Below are 23,799 nucleotides of genomic sequence, written 5' to 3'. Positions count from 1 at the left end.
TTACATCGCGGCTTATCGGGGTTATATCGCACACCTCTCACGTAAGCCATTGACGACATTTAGCTTTTCATAGATTTTCCGCCCTCTACCTTATTTCTACCTTCTTTCTACCAAGAGAAGGCTGTGAATAGAATGCAGATAACCATACCCCCCGAAATAACTGCCAACAAAATCATTAATTTTACAATCCAAGAAACAGAGACAATTATGCTTACCGAGTCATCCCATTTGGAGTAAATAGTGATGACTTACTATCAAAATACTCATGGAAAATATCACCACCGTTAGAAATGGCACAACAAAGCTAACAACCCAGCACCAAAGCACACCAAAAATCCCTACAATTTTAAAAAAGCACAAACACACTATTAGATGTCAACCATTTGTCAAAAATATGTACCCGTTTAGTAAACCAAACATCAACGTTTAGTCAACTTTATGTAAACCCAAGTCAACAATCAGTCAACTTAATGTAAACCTAAGCCATACCCTGCCAAGCAAATACGGAAAAATTTCAGAAAAATGTTTATTTTTTCTAAAAATAACTACGAAACCAAACCACAACCACAAAATATTTTTCTTAGTGGAACATAAAGGACCGCATACGCTGGTTATTATTTTCATGATTAATTCATTGTTTTTACAATGGAAAACACGTATTACAGTAACGTTTGAAAATGCTGTTTTGTCATACATATGTATGACGCTCAATCGGAGGAAAAATGGCGAGGAAGATAGAGAAGGAAGCCCCAACAAGGGTGTGGAAGCCGGCGCGGCCAAAGTCGATCCGATTAGGTAACGAGCTTGACGAAAAGCTGACCAAAATTGCGGCTGATCGTGAAATGACCTATTCGGCTTTAGTGCGTGTGGCTGTTGAGTCTTACTTGGCAGGCGATGACTTGAGAGTAGCGATTGCAAACGTCGAGGAAAGATTAGCCGTCACTTTGATTAAGGCAATTAAAGAAGTAATAAGAGTGGATGATGATATACAACTGGTAATTGCATTCCTCGACCAGTTTGTAAAATTCCAAATGTTTGTCGAACCAGAAGTAATTGACAAGGAAGGTTCTGTAGCCTTGGGAAATCGCAGATATAATGCATTTATTGATGAATTCAAGAATGCATTTCACGTAAGAAAAAAACGTTCCACCCTCTATGATCGTCTTGAGCCTGTGCAGGAGGAAAATTGAATGAAAAACTCTACACTACCGAGTCAACTACCCGATGAAAACCTGTTAACTTCGAACTATTCCCACGAGCAGAGCATAGCCTACGAAGTAGCATGCGAATGCATCAATCAAGCCATTGCCATTTTAATGAACCACATATACCAAGAAGAAAGTGCTGACAAGCCAAACGTTTCTTGGCTGCTATCATTAAATAATGAAGTAGATACTTTATGGAAACAACGCAGCGAGTTGAAGGTAAACGACACAACTGAAATTCAAACAATTAGAAACATCTTTGGGGAACGAATAAGGGCCTATCGACAAAGCAATGGTAAAAAAATGTGGTTTTGATATAAAAAAGGCCGGAACATTTTCCGGCCTTCCCTTTTGAGTAGTCACTCTTCCCCGTGACTTATCTGAATTGTCCCTCCACCCGTTTCACTGGTTTCCTTAATCGTATTGAGCGTTGCCTTCGTAGCATCTATCGCTTTTGCTCCAGCAGAAATGGTAGTGCTTGGCTGATTGCCATTTCCATCATGCGTAGACATGCTACTGATCGCCTGAGTAGGTGGTGTCCCTACAGGTGCTCCGACATGGACGGATTGTGCCGCCGCCCCAGAAACAGCTGACTCAGCAGCTAAGGACTGGCTGTCAACCTGTGGAGCAGGAGGAGTACCACGGGAAGGTTCCGATAATCCTGTCGTACCGGCCACAGGTTCTGTTGGATTTGCAGATGCCCCAGTTGCAACAACCTGACCTGGAACCGATGGTGCAGGCATTCCAGCCGCACGGTTCTCCCGTACAGCTGCTGCACGATTATTGATTCGATGCGCCAATTCTCCACCGATAGATCTACTACCCAAGCCCTTGATTGAGTCCATAGCCATTACACCCGCAGCACTACCTGCCTCTTGAATGGCCCCAGCGGCCATCCCGATACCACTTTTTCCGCTGACTGCACTGGCTTGAATGGCTGCAGAGCCGGCTTTAGTTGCCCCTGCCACGCTATTAGCTGCACCGCCAGCCAGTGCAGCAGTGCCGCTGGCTACGGCCGCCACACCTGCCGCCCCGGCCGCCAGACCGGCAACCCCATCGCCAGCAGACATGGAACCTGTCCCACCCAGCAAGTCGGATGCCATCGTTGGCAGTTTCAGGGACAGCATCAGCATCAGGATGGAGCCGCCCAGGATTGCCCATATCGGAGCAAGATTACTCAAGGACAGGGAAGCAATCTGCTGGCCAAAGTCCTGCGTTATCGACGTACCTACTGCGATGATGAAATAAATAGTCATGAACCGAACGCCATAAACAAGAGGCGTCGTCATGATCTTCATTGCAATATCCTTGGTCCACTTGGTGACGCCGAAAGCAAGAACCAAGGGATACACAGCCAGGTAGAACCAAAGCTGAATCCAGGCCACGGCAAATTGTGCTGTCAGAATGCCAAAGCACAACACAATTGCGATAAGCGCCAAAGCAATCAGCATTGCTGCAAACGGGTTTGTCATTGCAGCCACGCCGGCCGGCACTGGTACGCCTCCTACGTTGGCGTTATCAGAAAATGAATTCATCATCATGTTTACCAGGTCGATGCCTTGCCAAAAAACATCGCTTGGGCTGATGGCGGAAGTTGCCGCCCCTTGCTGCCCGATCTGGATAAAGCTGTTGACGAATGCCAGCGGAATGCTTGGATTGGAAATCACCCAGGCAACCAAGCCGACCCATACGATACGTGGGAGAAGCAGGGCCAGCATGTCCGGGATGTCGGCCCCCTTGAGAATCTTATTGCTCAAGATGGCCCATGCCAGATCAATCGTAAAAAGCGTGTACGACAGATGCAGCGCGGTTTGCGTGATGTTTTGCCCGTAGTTGCTTGCTGCCGTCTGATACTTAACCATGATGTCACCAAAATCATAGTTTCCCGTATCGGCAAAGGCTGGACTGGCCAGTAGCAGCAGCGACGCCACAAGCCATAGATTTGCGCGTTTCATGTCTATTGCCCCTTTAGAAAGTACGGAAGCCGCTTTCGCCAGGTTTCCGCACATGATCGGTCTTTTGCGGAGCCGGCTTCTGTTCCTCACTATTGCTGCAGCCAGTTAGCATCGAGCCGAGAGCAACAATCAGAACTGCAGCGATGAAGGAACCCCACTTTTTTTGCTGGAAAGATTTTTGCATTTTGATCCCCCTCAGAAAGTGCGGAAACCGCTTTGGCCAGCTTGGCGAACATTGCCATTGCCTTGCTTCATGAGTGTTTGCGTGGCGTCCATCTGGTTGGCCTGAATCTGGCCCTGTGCGGCCAGGAAGTTGCTTTGGGCTTGAGTCTGCAGAGCCAGCATCTGTCGCAGCTTCTGCAACTGATCAATCGTCTGGCTGGCAATCATGTTGCCGGCCTGAATGGCCTGCAGACTGCCTTGAGAGCCTGCGGAAATGCCTTGAATCTGCTGGATGGCCGACCGTTCGCTATCGAACTGACTGACGTTCAGGCCCGCCGAAGCAAGGGCGGATTGCAGTCCGTCCAAGCCCTTGCCGATTAATGCCTTGTATTGGCTACCGAAGTTGGTAGCGCCAGCGGACGTAGCAAACCCGGGGAAAGCCGCCTTGAATTTTTGATCTATCGTGCCGGCCGCATACGTGATTGCTGTCGTGTTTTGCACGGCGTTGGCCAGCAGGACGAGATCCTGTTGCGCCTGCCCCCACAGTTGAGCCGGCGCATTAATCAGGTTTTTCAGCTGGGCTTGTTCCATTTGCACCATCTGCAGGGTGTTGTTCACTTCCTGCAGCATGGTTGCGCCCTGCTGTACTAACTGCACGTTGTTCAAAATCTGAGTGACTTCTGTTGCGCCACCGTTGCCGGCTACGCTACCGGCCTGCACCGGACTAACAGATACGGAAATAAACATTGCCGTGATGACAGTTCTTCGCATCGCCGACTTGATAGGCTTGCTTGTAAGCAGGCTGTTTTTGCCGTTGACGTTCTCGCTGGTCGCGTTCATTCTGACACCTCAAAAGTAGTTGTTTTGACTAGTCGAAACCGCAAGTCTTGACTAGTACCCATAAGGGCCAGATTGCCGTCTGGCCCTTATTTCATGCGGCTTTCACAATTTTCAAAGTGCTATACTTCGATGATTAATTTAGACACATCTGCTTTGTATGTGACTATTGATTGCCGCACCGCAAGCAATAATCATCCTATGCGAATGGTTTCGTGCAGTCAACGATTAGACACACACAAATAATGTGTGTCGTCATGCTTGTTTTTATTGTGCCAATAGACATACAATATTTTTGTCTGTCGGCCATGTGGAGAAAAGAAAAATGCAGATCAGGCACACGCGGGGCCGCACTCAGTTTTTAAGAACGTATTACGACAACGTGGCCAAGCGATCACGCCAAAAGCTGATTGGTTCGATGGAGCGCGGCGCGAAGGAGCTACCGCCGGAGCTGGCCAGCCTGATGACAGAGGCAGAAATAGAGGAATTTGCCGTTTGGCTGGAAAGGGAGGAGGTTGCCGAACGTGCCGCCCAGGCACGGCAGGAAATCGAAACCTTGCCGCAGACAATGAAGAATGTTGCTGGCCACATATTGCGTGGCGCAAAGCTGACCAACGAGCAGGCAAAAGGAATGTGGGACGGCATGGCGCTACTGCGCCGGCATCTCACAAAAGCGGGCTACACCAAGCCCAATTTGAACGACTCCCAGGAGTCAAGCCAGGAAGATTGAACCATGCCCCATTCGGCGGAAATGTCCCAGCTAACCAGCACCCTTTCGCGTGCAACGTCTATTCCCCATGTGTACGACGAAACCTTGGAGACTCGCGGTGGCGGGGCAGTCCACTACATGGTTGAGTGCAGCGACATGCTGTTCTTGGCATGGTTTGATGAGGATACGCAGGAGATGATACTTTCACCGCTGGGACTGTGGGATATAGACAACCTCAAAGAGTCAATAGAAGACCCTATGCCACTGTTACGCTATCAGGGATTCGACTGTGAGGAGCTTGAGAAAGACTATTTCACGTGTAATCGCTTAGGTAAGCATCCAACAACCAGGCTGACAAGCACCAGCATTAGCAACAATGCTAAAACACATTTGCTGAATTCCTGATGGAATTTAGTAGATTTTTCATTTAAAATCATATACTTAACTGCAAAAAATAGCAATCATTAAACAAGTACAACATTGTATTAAAATGCCATTAAATTAGCATTTAAGAATGTACGCATATTTTATTTACATAAATGATGCTATGAATTGTCTCTAAGACTAAAAACTTGCCTGCTAGGCTTTATATAGAATGATCCACAAGCTAAACTTGACGACTAAAGATAATCCTGTCTCTGAGGTATCGAGAAAGTGCAACTCATAAGTCCAGAACAGACTCAGATACTGACACACACGTCGACTTTTATTTTATATTTCGCCGTATTTAAAAATTTAGAAGCATTATTTAATAGCATATAGAAATACGAATGGACAATAACAATTGTAAATTTAAAGCCGTTGCTGTCGATTTGTTTTCTGGCGCAGGTGGTTTCTCTTTAGCAGCGATCGAGGCGGGGTTCTCAATTGCTATTGCAATTGAGAATGATCGATACGCAGTACAGACATATAAAGATAACATACTGAAATATGAAGCAGCGAAATCAGCGCAAGTACTAGAAAATAGTATACTAGAATACTCTCCTGATTTAATAAAAGAAAAATATCTTGCAAACAATGAATGCGATTTACTTCTTGGAGGGCCACCCTGTCAGGGGTTTTCTGCACATAGAATACTTGATGCAGGTGTCAACGATCCTCGAAATAAACTTGTTCATGCATATTTTCGTTTCGTCAAAGCGATTAGGCCCCGCGTATTTTTAATGGAAAATGTCCCAGGAATTTTGTGGGAGAGGCATAAAGACTACCTAGACGAATTCTATAAAGAAGGAGAAAATGCCGGATATAAACTATTCAAGCCAGCAATAGTTGATGCTAGAGATTTTGGCGTACCACAAAGAAGAAAACGTGTCTTCATATTAGGCATAAGGGACAATAAGTATCCAGAAAATTTTGTATGGCCACCAGAACCAACTCATGCTGAAGAAGGTAAAACTTTACCCCATCAGAAAGCATGGATTTCATGCAAAGACGTATTTGCACCATCTGTTGAAGACGATATTAATGATGTCCATATGAATCATGGACCTGAGCTTGTAGAAGTTTTTCGCAATACTCCTATCAATGGTGGAAGTAGAGCTGACTCAGGTAGACTTCTTCCATGCCATGAAAATCATGATGGTCATAAGGATGTCTATGGACGAATAGACCCAGCTATACCGGCTCCGACCATGACGACAGCTTGTACAAATCCATCGAAAGGCAGATTTGTACATCCCACAGAACATCATGGCATCACTATTCGTCAAGCCGCACGAATTCAAACCTTTCCTGATAGCTTCAAGTTTGCAGGAGGCATCACTGCAGCAAGCCGTCAAATAGGAAATGCAGTGCCTATTGATTTAGGAAAATATCTAATAAAATACATAAAAGATAATTTACTGAAAAGTAATTGCGAATGAAATCCCCTCTCGCTGCTACAAGGGAAGCTACACTATATGATTGAGACTCTTGCTTTCAGGACTCACGCTCGAACAGTCGATCACCTAGGACGTGAGCAAATTGCAGACTGTCCTACTGCCATATCTGAACTATGGAAAAATGCATATGATGCTTATGCAAAAAATGTAAGTTTACATATTTTCGATACAGCAGAGCCTGTAGCTGCTGTATTTGATGATGGCCATGGAATGAGTTATGAGGACTTTACAAATAAGTGGCTCGTAGTTGGAACCAACTCCAAATTCAATGCTGCAGCCGAGAATGAAAATGATCGCAATGGCTTGCCTAAGAGAACAAAACAAGGCCAAAAAGGAATTGGTCGATTATCTTCCGCCAACTTAGGTCCGCTTCTATTAATTATTAGCAAGAAAAAAGGTAAAGATTTTGTTGCAGCACTAATTGATTGGCGGATTTTTGAAAACCCTTACCTCATATTATCTGACATAGAAATACCCGTTACGCAATTCACAGACAAAAGTCAACTATTCGAAAGACTACCAGAATTATTTGACCGTTTAACCGATAATATATGGGGAACCATTAAAGATGAAAATCGTACAAATCGATTGAAACTAGCCTGGGAAATGTTCGACAGTGCCACATTAGAGTTAGATTCAAATACTAATAAACCATCAGAACTTATTGCAAATACGATCATTAATGCATGCTTTGAAGAAGAGCAACTTTCATCATGGCAAGTCTGGAATGGTGAAAAAGAGCATGGCACGGCTCTTCTTGTATCAGATATAAACTACGATCTTAAAGCTCAATTACCATCAGCAGCACAAGACTCTAATATATTAAGTGTTCGTGAATCTTTCCTTTCAACCCTATCTGCCTTTACTGATCCATATATTGAAAGTGATTCAGCAGAGTACAATCTATACGACCCCAACTTCTCCTATGAAGTAGTAACATGGAGTAATGGAATACCAAATCCAATAATTGAAGATGAACGAATCTCGATAAATTACAAAATCGCGGAAGGCATGGAGCATGTTCTTTCAGGGGAAATTGATGAACATGGCGTTTTTAGAGGAAAAGTGAAGGCTTTTGGTGAGTGGAGAAAACTGGAATCAGGATATGAAATATATCCACCTAAAGATCTACGAATTCCACATGGCCCTTCCACATTCATCGGTCCATTTAGTTTGTTCATCGCAACATATGAACAAAAAAGAAACAACTCTACTCTATCGGATGCTGACTTTGCCTTCTTTAATAAATTATCAAAAAGACACAGCGGATTTTTAATTTTCAGAAATGGTTTGCGTGTCTTACCTTACGGCCGTGAAACTAATGATTTCTTTGAAATTGAAAAACAACGCAGTATAAATGCCGGTCGTGAATATTGGAATGCACGCCGAATGTTTGGTCGTATTGCCATATCAAGAGAATTAAATCCTAACCTACGCGACAAAGCCGGGCGGGAAGGTTTTATCGACAATCGGGCAACTAAAATCCTACGCGAAATAGTCAAAAACATTTTAAAACGTGCTGCGTATGAATACTTCGGAAGTAGCTCACACTTAAGAAATACTCTACTTCCTGACATTCAAGCTCAAAATGAAAAAGAGAAAGCAGAGCTACAACGTAAAGCACTTGCAAAAATCAATGCGGCAAAATTTCGTACTCGATTAAAGAAAAACCTTCCACTACTGGATGAACTAGAAGAATTAACAAAAAATACAATAACTGGCATTGAAATTAATAACGAATACGATATTGATAATATTCAGGCCATGATAAGTAATTTTCACAACTCACTAGCAGATTTAAAGATTATTGGCGCGCCTTCTAAATTAGGATCTTCAGAAGATGAGTACAGAGAGTTTAGATCTAAATACTCTATCATTCAGGATAGAATTCGTTCTTTGGAAGAAATTCGTGCAATTGCAATTCAGCGCATTCATCCATCCAAGCCCGAAGAAATTGCTCAACGGCAGTTAAATAGCCATGCAAGTAGAATACAATCACGATTAAGATTATGGCGTAAATCTATTGAAGCTATGCAAGATGCTGAAAAAGAGCGCGTAGCAGCTTTATTTGATGACCGAAATAAAGCTTTTCACCGTGAGGTTATGCCATTAATTGAGCAAGTACGGCTTGGTCAGCTAAATCTTGATGATGCTCTTGAGCATATGCAAGTACAATATAGTAGAATTGATACCGAGAATGAGGATACATTTCAATCTTACTTAGATGCTCTTCATATTATGAGTGAGAATATAAATATTGAGCTAATTGCCCGGCAAGGAACTACAGACAACATTACTTTGCGTGAAGATTTAAATAGACTTAACCAAGTTGCTCAACTGGGTATTACTGTAGAAATCTTGGGACACGAATTGCATACAAGTGCACGAATGATTCGCGAAGGTATTAAACAAATCCAACAAGTCGAAGACATACCAGGTACCAACTTGGTTGCAGAAGGCTTTGAAGCGCTGAGCCAGCAACTTGAATTTCTATCGCCTTTGAAAATTTCTGGAAGTTCTAATATTAGAAAAATCACTGGCGATGAAATTAAAAAATATCTTATCAACTTTTTTGACACCATTATTCGAAATAGAAATATAAAAATCCACTCATCACCCGAGTTCGATAGATTTTCAATACATGAACAAGCATCTCGCCTCTACCCTGTATTTGTAAACCTTGTGAATAATAGCATTTACTGGCTCGTAAACTCTCAAACAGAAAATCCCGAAGTTTATCTTTCAATTATAAACGAAAAAATAATCGTATCCGACAATGGACCCGGCATCAATCCAATTGATCAAGAAAATCTATTCAAAATGTTTTTCACAAGAAAATCGAATGGAGGAAGAGGCATTGGACTTTATCTTTGCAAGGTGAATTTAATGGCAAGTGGCCATTCCATTGAATATGCAACAACTCCAAAATTAAGACCGCTGAGCGGCGCAAATTTTGTAATAAATTTCAAAGGGGTTAATTTTGGCTGAAATAAATAATTTCAATGACTTGATTAGAGAAGCTTTCATTAAGCCACTGCGCTCCGTCTTAATCATTGATGACCAGTACCCAACATGGGAAGAGTTATTTAATTCAAAAATAACGGATGAACATCACTCAGCTCAGATTCACTCTAAATTTTCGAATAAGAGCTGGAGCTCTCCAGATGTTGCAAAGGAAGTTTATACCATAATTAATCAATTCAGAAGTCAAAAACCTGGCTTGATCATCGATATTCATGATGGAGTTACTGATTCAAGAGAAAAAGATGAAAAAAACAATGAATCTCCCAAGGAATTGGCGGATCATTTGCATCAATCCGACTTATTAATTCTAGATTATAACTTAGAAGGAGCCGGAACAGGACTGGGAGGCAATCTCGCACGAAAAATTCTAGCATCTGTTTTAGATAACTATCATTTTAATCTAGTAGTAGTTCATACAAGTGAAGATTTAGATGAGGTTATAAACCAATGCCTAATGAGTTTACTTGAAAGCTGCACATCCATCCTCAGCGAGAAGATAATCAATAAGATCGATGAGCTTGACATTATTATTTCTGACTTTGAAACCATTAGCGATTTTGATAGAAAACATATTAAAGAAAAGCTAGATACCGCACTGTATTTAAAGATGCGCCACCCTGATTTTAATATTAATAATGCCATGGGTGAATTTCTTCGTGGCAACAATGAATTTGCAGCACTAAGTTCATGGGCAGATGAAATTAAACTAGATGATGGATCAAAACTTAACACAAATCAAAAAAAGACTTTCTTCTACTGGGCAATTAAACTATTTGAAAAAAATCATAGCTCCATATTTAACAATAAAGCACTAGCCGGTTTAACATGGCACATTTCAAACGCCATTAAATGGCTTCATACTCCGCGTGGCTTTGTATGCTTTGTTAAAAAAGGTCCTGAGAACTTATTGACAGAGCTGGAGCAGGCTCTTGCAGACTGGAAGCCCACGCCATCCCGACTGCTCTCTGCTAAATTTCGAGATGAGATTAGTCAGATTGGGGCGGAAGTTGAAGATGCATCTTTAAAACAAGATCGTGCATTTGCTATGTTTTATGAGACTATAAAACATCCAGCTAGCGATGCTCTACCGCCTGATCACTTAAAAATTCTTCGCCACAGTAGATTAAAAGATCATGTAAATCGTCAATCTGAAATTATGTCATTTCTTGTCTCTGACAAAATAGCGAATTTCGGTCAACGAATTTTGGAAATTGATGAAGCTAGTGGATTTACATTTCAAACTCACTACGGCATAGATCTAGACGATGCTCATGAAAAACAAAAAGCAGTTAATGAATACAATCGTTACGTTTGTTGTCTACCATCAAATGATCAAATTGACTCAAACCCACAACAACTAGACAGTGGGCACATATTTATACTTGATGATACCTGGTGGGTATGTGCAACCCCTGCATGTGATTTACAACCTGGTCAAAATACTATTGCATTCAAAAAAGGTGATGATACTAGTTTAAGGCCCTTCACAGCAATAAAGCTACATTCGATTACCAACACAGCCTCATTAACAAGCCGTCATATTAATGCCGGTTCTTACTGTTTTGTTGAATTTAATGGCGCCATAATAGGACTTGGACTAACGTCTCCTAGTCAAGACTCATCACAACCTGCTGTTATGAAGGTTGACTGGCGTGCCTTTGTTGCAAAGGATGGAGGTGTAATTAAAGATGGAAATCTTAACTTACTTGAAATGCAACTTGAACTTGACAATATGAAAATAAAATGCAACCAAAAAGAAGCTAGAGTTATTGCCAAACTTAGATACGAGTATGCTCTTAATTATATTCAACGAATTGGAGCTAGCGTTAGTCGCATTGGTCTCGGCTATGTAACTTTATAGACACATCTAACTTAATTAATTATTTACGGCATATAAAGAATTTGATTACACAAGATAATCAAGTAAGCTGATTATTTATAGCAGCCTACTTGATTATTTAATTTAAAGTTCTGTAATGGTTGGAATATAACTATCACCCGTAGCGTTTAAGACTCACAAAAGAGGAAAAATGAGAATTTTCTTTATAGATATAGATAGTGCTTCTCTTCGGGTCTTGGGCATCCGGTTTTTCCTAGTCATAGCAACAACAGTAGCATTCTCTGGAGTACGCGCTCAGCAGAGCGTAGACAAAGGAAAGGCTCATATCGTCTCGGCCGTAGCGAATAAGGTGGCGAATGCTTCCGATTCAAAGTCACAAATCAAACCTGCCACGAGTCAGATCGTCACACAATCGACTGTGACATCTACGGCCGCTTCAGCGTCTTCCTCGGCAATGACCTCAGAAAATTCGCTCAGCAACACGAAGCTCGAAGCAGCTACCAAGGAGACGACTGATGCTATCATCGCGCGTTGGACTATCGTTCTTGGCTATGCAACTGGCGCTACTGCCCTTGTGGCGTTTCTTCAGCTTCTGCTTCTAGTGCGAGGTGCAAAGGACACAAAAAACGCAGCAATAGCAAGTCAGCGGTCTGCCTTTATTTCTGAATTGGCGCTTACTAAGCTGGAACGCCCCTACGTTCTTGTAACGGTCACGAAGTCCGGGCTGACGAATCGCGATCTTGGTGGGAGGAATGAAGTTGCGCCAGGAACTCAAGAACTCAATTTGATCAATTTTGGTCGTTCCCCCGCACTACTGACAGAGTTTGTCCACGACTGGTTTTCGACAGTCAAGCCCGGTGAGAAGCCAAGGCTTCGCGAGCTTGGTGTTTGGAATAAGACTATTTTTCCATACGGGACGTTTTCGTCGATGGGTGATCCACATGGGGAAAAGCGTCAGTTGGAGGTTGGTCCTTATGGGTTGTCCTTGGCCCGGGGGCAGTACGAGGCGTGGGTGATTGGTCACGTTTGTTATAGCGATTTGCTAGGCAACGAATACATGACTGGGTTTGCTTTTAAGTTTGATGTCCATCGAAATGAATTCATACGTACCGGCGGCGATGAATTCAACTATGGAAAGCAGACCAAACGCGCGACTGGAAGTGAGGTCACTCCTCCATCTTCGGCCTAGTGGAAGCTTCAATGGCCTTTTGGCTCCAGACATTAAGCAAACAGTCCTTATTGCTTCGCACATTTTTTTATGGCATTTTTCATGGCACCGAATGATTGAAGATTTTCAACCTATTGTTTTATAAGTGTTATTTAACTTTACTAATGATTGAGTGGGAAACTGATTGTTTTCAATCAGTTTTATTAGAAATGGGCGATTGCACCGAAAGTAAAGGCAGTCTGGCGTTTTGCGCTAAGCTGCCTTGCTGACCAAGCCACTTGGACAGACACTGGACAGCAAACTTGCCATCCCAGGCCCGGAAAACCGGGCTTTTTCTTTATGATCCGCCGCTTCAATGCTGCTTGCCTAAGCCACATGCAGCAGTCCAGCCACTATGAAGGTTAACCATGAACAACCTCGTCATTCCTTCCCGTCGCCGTCTTGCCAACTGGAACCGTCGTCAGCGTAAGAAGCACCATGCCGGTGAGTTTACCGAGCTGGGTTTTACCCTGTTGGTACAATTTGACACGCCACTGGATGAGGTAGCACGAGAGCACTATGTGCTTGCCCTGATTGAGCAGGTTGAGGCACTGGGACTGACCTACGGTGGCGATGAATGCAGCGGCTTCGTCACCACCTACGCAAGCGGCAGCGTAACCATGGCTCAACGAGATGCCTTGCATTCCTGGGTCATTGCTTACCCTGCCGTTACCAAGGCCGAGGTCAGCGAACTGCTGGATGCCTGGCATGACGACAGCTGGTTCGAGGCAGTTTGAGACCATACCAAGCCAGTACCTGTAGACATGACAAAGCCGGTCAGTGACCGGCTTTGTCATGTCTACATCAATACTATGATGCGCTGAACTCAGAGACCTGACTCACGCCTTATCTGCCAGGCCTTCTTGTATTTCTGATGGGCAAACCGAGCGGCATATAGCCCCAGCACCAGGCCAACCCGGCCATCCTTCCAGTTACCGCTCTTTACGTACCACTTGAAAAACGCACCGATTGGGCTCGTCCACTGCCGCAGGGCAAAATTCTTACGTGTACTCATGCGCGCCAGATCGCTGGCATCCAGGCTGGTATACAAATCCAGCTTGCGATTGATTTCTGCCATTGAGTGGAAAGTCTGATGCTTGATCGGCAATGCAATCCGGCCACGGCTGCGATAGCCAACAAAGTCCTCATGCACCGCTTGCTCAGACAAACCCACGCGATTTTTCTCGATAATACGCACAGGGTAGTCCGGGCAACCCACTGGATACAGCGCATGAACCTGCTTGCCCATCACAATCCAATCACGCTGGATGGCGTAGGCATCATGCTGAAAACCGTTCTGCTTGAGCTGCTGGATGTGAGCTACCAACTCCGGACTGGGGATCTCGTCGCTATCCAGGAAAAAAACATGGTCATGGCGACATTGCTGCTGGGCAAAATCTCGCTGCTGGCGAAAATCATCAAACTTGCGATACACCACCCGTGCACCACATTGCTGCGCAATTTCTACCGTCCGATCCTGGCTACCGCTGTCGACAACCAACAGGTCGTCAGCCAAATCGGCGACTGCATGCAGGATGGCTTGCAGATATTGTTCACTATTGAAAGTCAGTACATAGATTGACAATGGTGTCATGTGGTCTTGCCCATTCGGAAGCAGATCTGCCTATGCTGTGGTAGCGCCCAGCCATGGGCCACCTTGGCTTGCCATCAGCATCAAAGCAGAGTGTATGTAAATTTTTTTGAGCATTATCCGTAATACGTCAGGCAGTAACAATTCATATCTTGTCATGCACGCCTGGCAAGCGTCTTCGTACCGGCCAGTCAGCGACCGGGAACCCGTCAGCCACTGTTGCGGCAGGGCAAATCACAATCCATTGGCAATTGACGCGCTGCAGTACCACTGATACGGTCAACAAGTACCACGCTGGTATGGGAACCATCCGCTTTGCATTGCAGTCTGAATTTGTTTACCCGTTTCAATTTAACCGAGGAAACCACCATGTCCGAAGCTGCACTGAATCAGGAAAAAGAACAACTGCTGGATGACGTACGCCAGGTTTTGTCCAGCACAGAAGATTTGCTCGGCGCTGCCGGTGATGAAGGCGGCGAAAAGGGGCGCGAACTACGTAAACGCCTGGGTGAAAATATCAAGCTGGCCAAGGCCCGGCTGCTGGAGGCGGAAAAGGTCGTGGTTGGCAAAGCCAAAGTTGCCGCCAAGGCAACTGATGACTATGTACATGAAAATCCGTGGAAATCCATCGGCATTGCAGCAGGAGTAGGCTTTTTGCTGGGTATGTTGGTTTCACGTCGCTAAGCCGCTTTCCGCCACATGCCCGATTCCACCAAGCGCCCGCCCCGCCCAGGCAGCATCAGTTCGCTGATGAGCGGGATGTTTTCCTTGTTACTTACCCGTTTCGAGCTGTTTTTGCTGGAAGCGGAAGAACAGAAAGACAGCCTGCTGCTGAACCTGCTGCTGGGTGGGCTGGCACTCATCCTGCTGTTGCTTGCCCTGCTGTGTGGATTGCTGCTGATTCTAGTGCTCACCCCTGAGTCATACAGGGCACTGGTGCTGGGTGCACTGACACTGCTTAGCCTGGCCGGTGCGCTGGGCTTGTTGTGGCATGTGCGTCAGCGCGCCCATCGCAGCCCGGCACCGTTTGCCGATACCGTGGCGGAGGTCCGCAAGGACTGGACTAGCCTGAGCGGGAGAAGGTGACATGAAACCCCAAGACCGTGCCATCAAGAAGCAGCTGTTACTGATGAAAGGCGAGGTGTTGCGCGTAAAGCTGACCCTGGAGCTGGAACAGCTGCGCCAACACCCGCTGGGCATGGCTGGAAAAGGCTTCATGGCCTTTACCGGCGAAGGCCGCACCGCCAGCCTGTTGTCCTCGCTGGCCAATATATTACCTTCGGAATCTATCCGCCGCTGGTTGCGCCGAGGCACCAGAATGTTGCTGATGTGGAAGTTGGTCAGCAAATTCTGGGGATCGCGCTGAAACAGCTGGATAAATTTGTCCTTTCTCTTCAGGCTTGACTGTTTACACCAGCACTGCCGATATCAACGCTATTGCTACCATCCGTACCACTGCTGGCAAGTTCTACCTGCAGATTCAGCTCTCCGTCAGCACTATTGCTGCCACCGTTCAACATATTTGTGATAGCCGCCATATCCTTGCTGCTATCATCCAGCCATTTTTTCAGCGACTCGTCTTGCGTCTGTTGTTGGCGTTGTCGCAGCCACTGCTGAATGCCCTTGATACTGTTGATCAGTGTCTGTAACTCCATATTACCGCTCAAACCAGTTGCCACTCCGTTGCCGCCCAGCATATTGCCAGCCCCTGCTATGCTGCTGGTGGATGTGCTATCAGTGCCTTCTGATTCTTTGTTCCCGCTGTCTGCTGACACGGATTGCGCCGGGCTAGCCGCCGATGCGGAAGCGACATCGCCAGTTGCCGCAGTATCTGCACCGGTTTGCCCATTGTCGACAGCAGCCACACTCACATTCACCGTCATGCCCTGCGGCTGAGCTTGGGCGGTGGCATTGGCAACCATCTGCCGTAATTCAGCACTGATTTGCTTAAGCTGCATGGCAATAGCACGCAAGCCGGCTTTGTCCCTTCCCACCAGCAACAACATCTGGCGCAAGTTCTTCACCCGTTCTTTCAGCATGTCCATACGACCAGCATCCAGCGGCTGATTGGTATTCTGTTTGCTGTTCTGGGCCTGCTTCTGCAACGCAGCCTGTTGCTGCCGCCATTGGTTCAGGGCCTGCTGCAAGGACTGATTCAACGCCTGACGGGTAGTGTCCTGCACAGAAGGCGTCATGCCCGGCAACACTGGCGTATTCGCACCATTGGTCGCCGTAGCCTGGCCTTTGCTGGCAGCGGCAGAAACAGGAGTACTGTCTCTTGCATCAGCCCGCGCGAGACTTTGGGTCAAATACTGGATGGAAAGCATACTGGCAGCCACCACAATGATGTCTTTACCTGATCCTATCGGCATATTTGTCTGATTCTTTAACGCATCGCTATAAGTCCTGCCAGCGAAAACGCTAAAATAGATAAACCAGCCACTGCACTCCCAGCGCCATGCTCTCCCCTACCGACACCCTGCTTGCCACGCCTCCCCTGCCCCCAGCCGCCGTGCAATGGTTGCGACAAATCGGCATCAATACGCGTGATCAGCTACTGCAAAACGGCAGTGTTACCACTTTTTTGCAGCTGAAAGCAGCTGGCCACACCGTTACCCGGCGCTTACTGTTTGCACTGGAAGCGGCTGCGCGTGGAGTGCATTGGTCTCAACTGGGAGAGGCTGACCGGGCCAGGCTGATCCAGATGCTGGAAAACCATCCGCCCGTTGCCCTTCCTCCCGCAGCAGCAGAAATTGCCAGCTTCATGCAACAGGCCATGCAACAGGCCAGCCTGGCTGCCGCAAGCGGGGAAGTGCCGGTCGGGGCGGTGGTGGTACGAAACGGGCAGATCATTGGCCGTGGCTTTAATCAGCCGGTGGGCCTGTCCGATCCGTCGGCACATGCCGAAATGCAGGCCTTGCGTGATGCCGCCAGACATACGGGTAATTACCGACTGGACGACTGCGATCTCTATGTCACACTCGAACCCTGTGTCATGTGCAGCGGTGCCATCCTGCATGCCCGTATTGGCAGGGTAATTTATGGTGCCAGCGAACCGCGCACCGGCGCTGCTGGCAGCGTACTGAACCTGTTTGCCATGTCACAACTCAATCACCATACGGCCATATGGGGTGGACAGCAGGCAGCGGCATGCAGCCAGCAATTAAGTGATTTTTTCCGGCAGCGCCGTAAACAGGAGACATGAAATGGCAGCAAGCTTGCTGGACAAGCTGCGCACTGGAGCAAGCATCAGCCTGTTATCGCAGGCATTGCTGGCATCGCCCCCTGATGCTACAGACCCGGCGGCTTTTCTTTTGCAGACACAGCTGGATGCTCCCTTACAGGCCACCCGCGCAAATGCACGGCATTATGGCCAGCCATGGATTCTGGTTGGAATCCGCAGCCAGTCGCTGATTCTGTTTGACGAATGGGGCCGCCAGCAACAGCACTATATTGTTTCCACAGCACGACGCGGGGCCGGCGAACAGGCCAACAGCTACCAGACCCCTCGGGGCTGGCACCATGTATGTGAAAAACTGGGAGCGGGAGCCGAGCCCAATACCATCATTTTTCGTCGCCGGGTGACACCATGGAAGTACACGGCGGAGCTGCACCAGCAGTATCCGGAAAAAGACTGGATTCTCACCCGCATCCTGTGGCTGTGCGGCGATGAGGCTGGCCGGAACCAGGGGGGCAATGTGGATAGCTACGACCGTGCCATTTACCTGCATGGCGCAGGTGATCATGTTGCCTTTGGCAGCCCTACCTCACTGGGTTGTGTCCGCATGAAAAATCCGGACATCATCCAGCTATTTGACCAGACGCCTAATGGCATAGACATTTTGATAAACGAGAATTCCTGAACATCATGCACGCAGCTCTCAACCTCACCACGCCAGCCTTGCTGTTTCCCGCCATTTCACTCCTGTTGCTGGCCTATACCAACCGTTTTCTCGGCTTGGCCAGCATCATTCGTAATCTGTACAACGATTACAAGACAGAGCAGAACCCGAAGATCCTGCTACAGATCGGTAATCTGCGTACCCGTATCCTGCTGATCAAATGGATGCAATTCCTCGGCATAGGCAGTCTGTTTCTCTGCAGCATGGCCATGTTCCAGATCTATACCGGTTGGCAACAGTTGGGGGAAATGTCATTTGGCATCAGCCTGCTGCTGATGATTGCCTCGCTGGCCACCTCACTGTGGGAACTGGTGCGCTCGTCCGATGCGCTGAATATCCTGCTGTCTGACCTGGAAGCGGAGTCACATCGCCAGCAAAAGTGAACACCAGCCAGAGATTGATAAAAAAAACCGGCCACGCCGGTTTTTTTGACTCAGCCCGGCTTGCGCCCGGCAATGAAATGTAGCGGCATATTGACCCTACGCACCATGGCAGGGTCTCCCCAGCCACGCAGCAGACGCTGGCGCGCATCGTCCAGCACATGATGACCCAGGCTTTGCATGCACAGTTTGGTCGCAGACCATGTGTGCAGATAGCCCAGCAACTGCTCCAGATTCCAGTGCATGACAATCTGGTAAACCGGGGTAGTAATGGCCGGCAAGGGCATGTTGACGTCCCGGTAGCCATCCCACAGCAACTGGCTGCAACTGGACCAGAACGGTTCGATCACCGCGCGGAAAAAGCGCATGGCATCATCCACTTCCGGTGAAACCTGAAACCAGTCGTAGCCCCAGGCGGCAAACACACCACCAGGCTTGAGGGTTCTTTCCACATGCGGCCAGAAGTGCTGGAAATCAAACCAGTGCAAAGACTGGGCAACCGTTATCAGGTCAAACACGGCATCGCCATAGGGCGGATGCTCCACGGCACATTCCAGATACACGATATTGGCGGCCTGTTCAGCCGCATCAAGCTGGCTGTGGTTGATATCACAGGCATCAACCCGGCTAAACAGGCGAGAGAGCTGTACTGCCGCCTGACCGGTACCGGTAGCGCAGTCCCAGGCGCGCTGATGGGCCGGAACAGCAGCCTGCAACCAGCGGAACAGCATATCCGGATATTGCGGGCGGTAGCGCGCATATTGGTCTGACTGCAAATCGAAGGTGGCAATGGCACGCGTATCCATGATTGGGCTCAAATGAATACTCACTTCAGGTAAACGGTGCGCTGGACTATTCCGCGTCACCCCTTGGGTGCAAGGTATTAATGATAATAGCATTATGCATGCTATTTAATTTTAATTAATTTCTTTTAAAAGATAAAATTTAAGCTAGTTATATGACTCATCACAAACCATAAGCAAACAGGCCACATCAGCAGCATGGCACCATGTATTCTTACCGTTTGTTTCCTATCGGCGGCGGCAGGTTATTCTTGTAGCTGCCTGCGTAACAGACTGCAAACCGCATGCCGTAGCGCCAGTCACGCCATCCGGCTGTGATTTACTTATTGGCCAGACGGCGGCGGGTGGCCAGCCATTGGTCCAGTTTACCGGCAAATTGTTGCCGGTCCGCCTGGCTGAAGGGCGGGGGACCACCGCTCTGGATGCCACTGGCACGCATGGTTTCCATAAAGTCACGCATGGTCAGCAGGCCGGCAATGGTTTCTCTGGAATAGGCTTCACCGCGAAAATTGACTGCCGCAGTCCCTTTGGCCAGCACTTCGGCTGCCAGCGGGATATCGCCGGTGACCAGCAAGTCATCTGCCACACATTGGCGGGCAATTTCGGCATCGGCCACATCAAAGCCCTTGGCCACCACGATGGCACGCAGATAGGGACTGGCAGGCAAGGTAGTCAGACGGTTGGCCACAAACACGGCCGGTGTTGCCGTACGCTGGGCCGCACGGCAGATGATGTCGCGGATGACCGCAGGGCAGGCATCGGCATCAACCCAGATAGTCATGGCATGTGCTTTGGCAAAAATGAAGGTGCGGCAAGCCTACAACAGTCCGGCCTGCCTGCCCATGTCAATCTGTTAAAGTCGACAGATTCATTACCAAGCTAATGGCATAAACTGTTCAGGCACTCTATAGTAGCCTGATATGCATCTGCTTACGCGACTGGCAGCTGCCCACCCTGCCCTCTTCCCCACAAGGTTTGTTGAATGACCCGCGCGCTGACTATTCTGGTTGCCGAAGATAGCCCGACCTCGCGTCAGATACTGATCGACTATATCCGCCTGCTGGGCCACGAGGCCGTCGCCGTATGCAATGGCCAGGAAGCCGTGGATTTCTGCCAGCAACAAAGACCGGATGTCATCTTCATGGATGTCACCATGCCGGTGATGGATGGTTTTGCGGCCACCAGCGCCATCCGCAAACTGTTGGGCGAACACTGGATTCCCATCATTTTCCTGACCTCGCTGACTGACCGCAGCCAACTGCTGCGCGGACTGGCGATGGGGGCTGATGATTACCTGACCAAACCGATTGATTTAGACATCCTGACGGCGAAACTGCATGTGCTGATCCGTATTTCGGATATGCAGCAGCGTATTGCACAGGATAGTGAACGGCTGGAAGCGTATTACCGCATCAACGAGCAGGAGCAAATGTTTGCCCAGATGGTGCTGGACCGCTTTACCCGCCGCGCCGAGCAGACACCTCCCAATATCCAGCAGTGGCAGCGTCCGGCGATGAACTTTAGCGGCGATACCATCTGCATCCGGCGCAGCCAGCCAGGACTGGACCGTATCATGCTGGCAGACAGCACCGGCCATGGTCTGGCAGCCGCGATCTGTGGTCTGCCAGCGGTGGATACATTCTTTGCCATGAGCGATCGCAATCTGCCGGTGCAGGAGATTGCCCGGACAATTAACCGCAAGCTGCATACCATTTTGCCTATCGGTCGCTTTGTGGCCGCAGCACTGATTGAAGTGGATTACCAGCTACGCCGCATTGCGGTGTGGAATGGCGGTATTCCCTGCGCCATGTATGTCGGCAGGAATGGTGAGGTGCTGCGCTCTTTCGCCTCCCGCTCTCCTCCGCTGGGCATTTTGCCGGACAGCGATTTCGAATCCACGCTCGACTACTTCAGCTGGCAGGAAAGTGGGGCACTGGTGGTGTGCTCGGACGGTGTCACCGAAGCCTATAATGCCGACCGCCAACCTTTCGGGCTGGACGGCATACTGGAAGCCATGCGTAAGGTTGGCTCGCTGGACATTCAGGGCGCGATTACCCAGGCAGTGAACCAGCATCTGGCTGGCAGCGAAAACCACGACGATATTTCGCTGGTGGTTGTTCGCTGCCCCTGAAAGCCCGCCTGCTGGCTGGCGTGCGCTGGTTATCCTGGCAATCCACAACCATCTGCAGCACAAAATGATGCGGCAGTGGCGTCCCCACTCTCCAGGATGCCCTGCAGCGCCGCAGTAAATGCCTGTGGCTGCCCCAGCCAGGTGGAAACATCTACCCTCTGCAACTGCCCATCCCGCTCCAGCAAAAGACTGGGAAAACCCTGCATGCCATATTGCTGCATCAATTGACGGCTGTCTTGGATATGCGCATCGGCCAGGATTTGCTGCCGTTCCAGCTCGACGGCAAATCCTGCCGGGTCCAGCCCTTGCTCCTGCGCAATCATTTGCAGAACGACGGTATCAGCAATGCGCAGGCCGCGCTGATAATGTGCCTGCTGCAAGGCAGACAGCATCGCAACTGCGGTCAAGCCCAGTTGTTCTGCCGCCAGAATGGCGGCAATGGGCGGTGTGGAGTCGAATACCGCGCTGCCATCGCGTAGCAGACCGTCAAAATAGGCGTCACCAAACGGCAAACCGGTGATGCTGGCAATACGCCGGTCGTGCGGCATCACGTAATCACGCAGGGCCGGGGTAACCGCTTGACGGCGACTGCCGCTCATCATGCCGCCAGCGTGCAGCGCCAGGGTCAGACCGGGCAACGCGGCAGCTGCTTGCAACAGCGGTGAGGCGGCATAACACCAGCCGCATAGCGGGTCGTAAAAGTAATGCAGTGTATTGTTTACCATTTCATTTCACCTTTATTCACCTTGGCACCGATTTCCAGCGACATGGCTTCCCCGGCTTGAGGAAAAGCCTGCTGCATACGCTGGATCAACGCGCCACTATTGCCTGACAGTGCCAGATTCTGTTCAAACTGCTGCAGATAACTGCGGGTGTAACGAATGCTGGCGAGGCCGGTGGGGGCATTGGCTGCCATGTGGCCGGGAATCACCTGCGCCGGCTGCAAGGCTTCCATTTCATCCAGCTGGCTCAGCCAGGCCTGGCGCTCCTGCTTGCTCTGGGTATCCGCCGTCCACACATGCAAGCCGGACACCACGCCGATATTGCCGACAATCGCCCGGATGGACGGAATCCATACATAGCCGCGATGCGCCAGCAGCCCGGTGGTGCCGCGCACCTCGATGGCCTGTCCTTCCAGCGTCAACTGGCTGCCCTTGAGTTGCTGTGGCAGGGCTAGCGGGGCTTGCGGGGCATTGCTGCCCATTTTCGGCCCCCAGAACGCCACCTTACCAGCCATATTGCTCTTGATGCGTGCCAGGGTGGGGGCAGCAGCCAGCAACTCGGCCTGCGGGAAAATCTGCTTAAGCACGGTGGCCCCAAAATAGTAGTCCGGGTCCGCCTGGCTGATATAAATAGCCTTCAGCGTCTTGCCGCTATCCAGCACCCGGGCAGCAATACGGTAGGCATCGGCACGCGTGAAGCCACTGTCGATCAGCACGGCATCTTTTTCGCCGCTGACCAACACCGAGGTGACATTGAAGCTGTTTTCATCGGCCTGATACACCGATAGTTTGAGTGCTTCTGCGGCCTCGGCAGCGCTGCCAAGCAGAGCGGAGGAAAGCAAAAGGGACAGGAAAACAGTAGAAGTACGCGGCATGATCTGCTCCGGATGGCGCAGGGTAAAACCAGCGCCTGATTGATGATGGAGCGTACTTTAGCGCTAAAAATCGTGCAGATATACCCATTAAAATGGGCATGATTGTTTCAAAAAACGTACTAATTTTTCATCCAGGCAGGGTGACCACACCAGAGACAGCGGGGTCAGTTGGGCAGCGGCTGGCAGGAATGCATGGTGACAATGCGGTTAATGCGGTTGCGGCCCTGCTTCTTGGCTTGATAGACAGCCGCATCCGCCGTACTCACCAGCCAGTCCGGCTTCTGGTTGATACTGGCGTGCGCTGCCGCGATGCCGATACTGATGGTCACCACCGCGCTACACAGTGAGGAGGGATGGGGCAAGGCCAGCGCTTCCACATCCTGACGAATCTGCTCTGCCAGCCTGCTGGCCTGCCTGACCGTGCTGCAAGCCAGCCGCCGCCGGCAAGCATGTTTATACTGCGCAGCAAGGTATTTATAACCGCAACAGCACCGCCCCCCGGCCCTGTCCCGAAGGCGCGCAGCAGGCGCTTGATCGCTTATCATGCATGGCATGCACTTCACGCAACAAGGACAA

General features: G+C 48.7%; 26 protein-coding genes. 16 read left to right on the top strand and 10 right to left on the bottom strand.

Annotated elements, in window-relative coordinates; genetic code table 11:
* Positions 1 to 722: 722 nt before the first annotated feature.
* A complete protein-coding gene (locus ACODR9_RS09460) occupies positions 723 to 1,190 on the top strand; it encodes a ribbon-helix-helix domain-containing protein (RefSeq protein ID WP_488809015.1) in 468 nt (155 codons plus the stop codon).
* On the top strand, positions 1,191 to 1,520 hold the full coding sequence (locus ACODR9_RS09455) for a hypothetical protein (protein ID WP_488809014.1): 330 nt from the start codon (positions 1,191 to 1,193) through the stop codon (positions 1,518 to 1,520).
* 44 nt (positions 1,521 to 1,564) lie between these two features.
* Here ACODR9_RS09455 and trbL read toward each other — a convergent pair whose 3' ends face one another.
* Genes trbL through trbJ form a run of 3 tightly spaced genes read right to left on the bottom strand, consistent with a single transcriptional unit; the run spans position 1,565 to position 4,162 of the window.
* A complete protein-coding gene (gene trbL / locus ACODR9_RS09450; protein WP_488809013.1) occupies positions 1,565 to 3,160 on the bottom strand; it encodes a P-type conjugative transfer protein TrbL in 1,596 nt (531 codons plus the stop codon).
* A 13-nt stretch (positions 3,161 to 3,173) separates the two neighbouring features.
* Positions 3,174 to 3,344: a hypothetical protein gene (locus ACODR9_RS09445; RefSeq protein ID WP_488809012.1), complete on the bottom strand. Its 171-nt coding sequence runs from the start codon at positions 3,342 to 3,344 to the stop codon at positions 3,174 to 3,176.
* An 11-nt stretch (positions 3,345 to 3,355) separates the two neighbouring features.
* Positions 3,356 to 4,162: a P-type conjugative transfer protein TrbJ gene (gene trbJ / locus ACODR9_RS09440; protein ID WP_488809011.1), complete on the bottom strand. Its 807-nt coding sequence runs from the start codon at positions 4,160 to 4,162 to the stop codon at positions 3,356 to 3,358.
* Between the two features lie 322 nt (positions 4,163 to 4,484).
* Here trbJ and ACODR9_RS09435 point away from each other — a divergent pair, with 322 nt between their 5' ends.
* The 7 genes from ACODR9_RS09435 (at position 4,485) to ACODR9_RS09405 (ending at position 13,556) form a co-directional block, all read left to right on the top strand.
* On the top strand, positions 4,485 to 4,889 hold the full coding sequence (locus ACODR9_RS09435; protein ID WP_488809010.1) for a hypothetical protein: 405 nt from the start codon (positions 4,485 to 4,487) through the stop codon (positions 4,887 to 4,889).
* A gap of 3 nt (positions 4,890 to 4,892) precedes the next feature.
* Positions 4,893 to 5,273 (top strand): hypothetical protein, encoded by a 381-nt coding sequence (locus ACODR9_RS09430; RefSeq protein ID WP_488809009.1) that lies wholly within the window; start codon positions 4,893 to 4,895, stop codon positions 5,271 to 5,273.
* 365 nt (positions 5,274 to 5,638) lie between these two features.
* Complete coding sequence (locus tag ACODR9_RS09425; RefSeq protein WP_488809008.1) at positions 5,639 to 6,730, top strand: DNA cytosine methyltransferase; 1,092 nt, start codon at positions 5,639 to 5,641, stop codon at positions 6,728 to 6,730.
* Between the two features lie 36 nt (positions 6,731 to 6,766).
* Positions 6,767 to 9,736: an ATP-binding protein gene (locus ACODR9_RS09420; RefSeq protein WP_488809007.1), complete on the top strand. Its 2,970-nt coding sequence runs from the start codon at positions 6,767 to 6,769 to the stop codon at positions 9,734 to 9,736.
* Positions 9,729 to 11,633, top strand: a complete 1,905-nt coding sequence (locus tag ACODR9_RS09415) for a response regulator receiver domain (RefSeq protein WP_488809006.1) — start codon at positions 9,729 to 9,731, stop codon at positions 11,631 to 11,633. The genes ACODR9_RS09420 and ACODR9_RS09415 overlap by 8 nt, the downstream gene beginning before the upstream one ends.
* A 169-nt stretch (positions 11,634 to 11,802) precedes the next feature.
* Complete coding sequence (locus ACODR9_RS09410) at positions 11,803 to 12,801, top strand: hypothetical protein (RefSeq protein WP_488809005.1); 999 nt, start codon at positions 11,803 to 11,805, stop codon at positions 12,799 to 12,801.
* Positions 12,802 to 13,187: 386 nt separating this feature from the next.
* Positions 13,188 to 13,556: a 50S ribosome-binding protein YggL gene (locus tag ACODR9_RS09405; RefSeq protein WP_488809004.1), complete on the top strand. Its 369-nt coding sequence runs from the start codon at positions 13,188 to 13,190 to the stop codon at positions 13,554 to 13,556.
* Between the two features lie 89 nt (positions 13,557 to 13,645).
* Here ACODR9_RS09405 and ACODR9_RS09400 read toward each other — a convergent pair whose 3' ends face one another.
* The gene (locus ACODR9_RS09400; RefSeq protein WP_488809003.1) at positions 13,646 to 14,413 is read right to left on the bottom strand and encodes a glycosyltransferase family 2 protein; all 768 of its coding nucleotides are present in this window, start codon (positions 14,411 to 14,413) and stop codon (positions 13,646 to 13,648) included.
* A 366-nt stretch (positions 14,414 to 14,779) separates the two neighbouring features.
* Between ACODR9_RS09400 and ACODR9_RS09395 the strand changes: the two genes are divergently transcribed.
* Genes ACODR9_RS09395 through ACODR9_RS09385 form a run of 3 tightly spaced genes read left to right on the top strand, consistent with a single transcriptional unit; the run spans position 14,780 to position 15,776 of the window.
* Positions 14,780 to 15,094 carry an ElaB/YgaM/YqjD family protein gene (locus tag ACODR9_RS09395; RefSeq protein WP_488809002.1) on the top strand — a complete coding sequence of 105 codons (315 nt, stop codon included), beginning with the start codon at positions 14,780 to 14,782 and terminating at the stop codon, positions 15,092 to 15,094.
* Between the two features lie 15 nt (positions 15,095 to 15,109).
* Positions 15,110 to 15,496 carry a phage holin family protein gene (locus ACODR9_RS09390; RefSeq protein ID WP_488809001.1) on the top strand — a complete coding sequence of 129 codons (387 nt, stop codon included), beginning with the start codon at positions 15,110 to 15,112 and terminating at the stop codon, positions 15,494 to 15,496.
* Position 15,497: 1 nt separating this feature from the next.
* Complete coding sequence (locus ACODR9_RS09385; protein ID WP_488809000.1) at positions 15,498 to 15,776, top strand: hypothetical protein; 279 nt, start codon at positions 15,498 to 15,500, stop codon at positions 15,774 to 15,776.
* A gap of 28 nt (positions 15,777 to 15,804) precedes the next feature.
* Here the strand turns inward: ACODR9_RS09385 and ACODR9_RS09380 are convergent, their stop codons facing one another.
* Positions 15,805 to 16,605 (bottom strand): hypothetical protein, encoded by an 801-nt coding sequence (locus ACODR9_RS09380; protein ID WP_488808999.1) that lies wholly within the window; start codon positions 16,603 to 16,605, stop codon positions 15,805 to 15,807.
* 284 nt (positions 16,606 to 16,889) lie between these two features.
* Here ACODR9_RS09380 and tadA point away from each other — a divergent pair, with 284 nt between their 5' ends.
* From tadA to ACODR9_RS09365, 3 genes are read left to right on the top strand one after another with little or no spacing between them, the layout of a single operon-like run.
* Complete coding sequence (gene tadA / locus ACODR9_RS09375; protein WP_488809038.1) at positions 16,890 to 17,615, top strand: tRNA adenosine(34) deaminase TadA; 726 nt, start codon at positions 16,890 to 16,892, stop codon at positions 17,613 to 17,615.
* A gap of 1 nt (position 17,616) precedes the next feature.
* The gene (locus ACODR9_RS09370; protein WP_488808998.1) at positions 17,617 to 18,273 is read left to right on the top strand and encodes a L,D-transpeptidase family protein; all 657 of its coding nucleotides are present in this window, start codon (positions 17,617 to 17,619) and stop codon (positions 18,271 to 18,273) included.
* Between the two features lie 5 nt (positions 18,274 to 18,278).
* Positions 18,279 to 18,695 (top strand): DUF2721 domain-containing protein, encoded by a 417-nt coding sequence (locus ACODR9_RS09365; RefSeq protein ID WP_488808997.1) that lies wholly within the window; start codon positions 18,279 to 18,281, stop codon positions 18,693 to 18,695.
* Positions 18,696 to 18,745: 50 nt separating this feature from the next.
* On the opposite strand, the gene ACODR9_RS09360 is transcribed toward ACODR9_RS09365, so the two are convergent.
* The gene (locus tag ACODR9_RS09360; protein ID WP_488808996.1) at positions 18,746 to 19,498 is read right to left on the bottom strand and encodes a class I SAM-dependent methyltransferase; all 753 of its coding nucleotides are present in this window, start codon (positions 19,496 to 19,498) and stop codon (positions 18,746 to 18,748) included.
* 316 nt (positions 19,499 to 19,814) lie between these two features.
* Positions 19,815 to 20,276: a YaiI/YqxD family protein gene (locus ACODR9_RS09355; protein ID WP_488808995.1), complete on the bottom strand. Its 462-nt coding sequence runs from the start codon at positions 20,274 to 20,276 to the stop codon at positions 19,815 to 19,817.
* A 201-nt stretch (positions 20,277 to 20,477) separates the two neighbouring features.
* On the opposite strand from ACODR9_RS09355, the gene ACODR9_RS09350 reads away from it, so the two are divergent.
* Positions 20,478 to 21,626, top strand: coding sequence for a PP2C family protein-serine/threonine phosphatase (locus ACODR9_RS09350; protein ID WP_488808994.1), 1,149 nt, complete (start codon positions 20,478 to 20,480; stop codon positions 21,624 to 21,626).
* Between the two features lie 29 nt (positions 21,627 to 21,655).
* Here the strand turns inward: ACODR9_RS09350 and ACODR9_RS09345 are convergent, their stop codons facing one another.
* The 3 genes from ACODR9_RS09345 to ACODR9_RS09335 form a co-directional block, all read right to left on the bottom strand.
* Positions 21,656 to 22,351, bottom strand: coding sequence for a DsbA family protein (locus ACODR9_RS09345; protein WP_488808993.1), 696 nt, complete (start codon positions 22,349 to 22,351; stop codon positions 21,656 to 21,658).
* Positions 22,345 to 23,223: an MBL fold metallo-hydrolase gene (locus ACODR9_RS09340; RefSeq protein ID WP_488808991.1), complete on the bottom strand. Its 879-nt coding sequence runs from the start codon at positions 23,221 to 23,223 to the stop codon at positions 22,345 to 22,347. Before ACODR9_RS09340 ends, ACODR9_RS09345 begins: the two co-directional genes overlap by 7 nt.
* Positions 23,224 to 23,387: 164 nt before the next feature.
* Positions 23,388 to 23,768 carry a diguanylate cyclase domain-containing protein gene (locus ACODR9_RS09335; RefSeq protein ID WP_488808990.1) on the bottom strand — a complete coding sequence of 127 codons (381 nt, stop codon included), beginning with the start codon at positions 23,766 to 23,768 and terminating at the stop codon, positions 23,388 to 23,390.
* Between the last annotated feature and the right edge of the window lie 31 nt (positions 23,769 to 23,799).

This window comes from Aquitalea sp. FG25 (assembly GCF_057809375.1).
The sequence above is the reverse complement of the archived record's forward strand: the minus strand, read 5'-3'. Positions and strand labels throughout refer to the sequence as shown.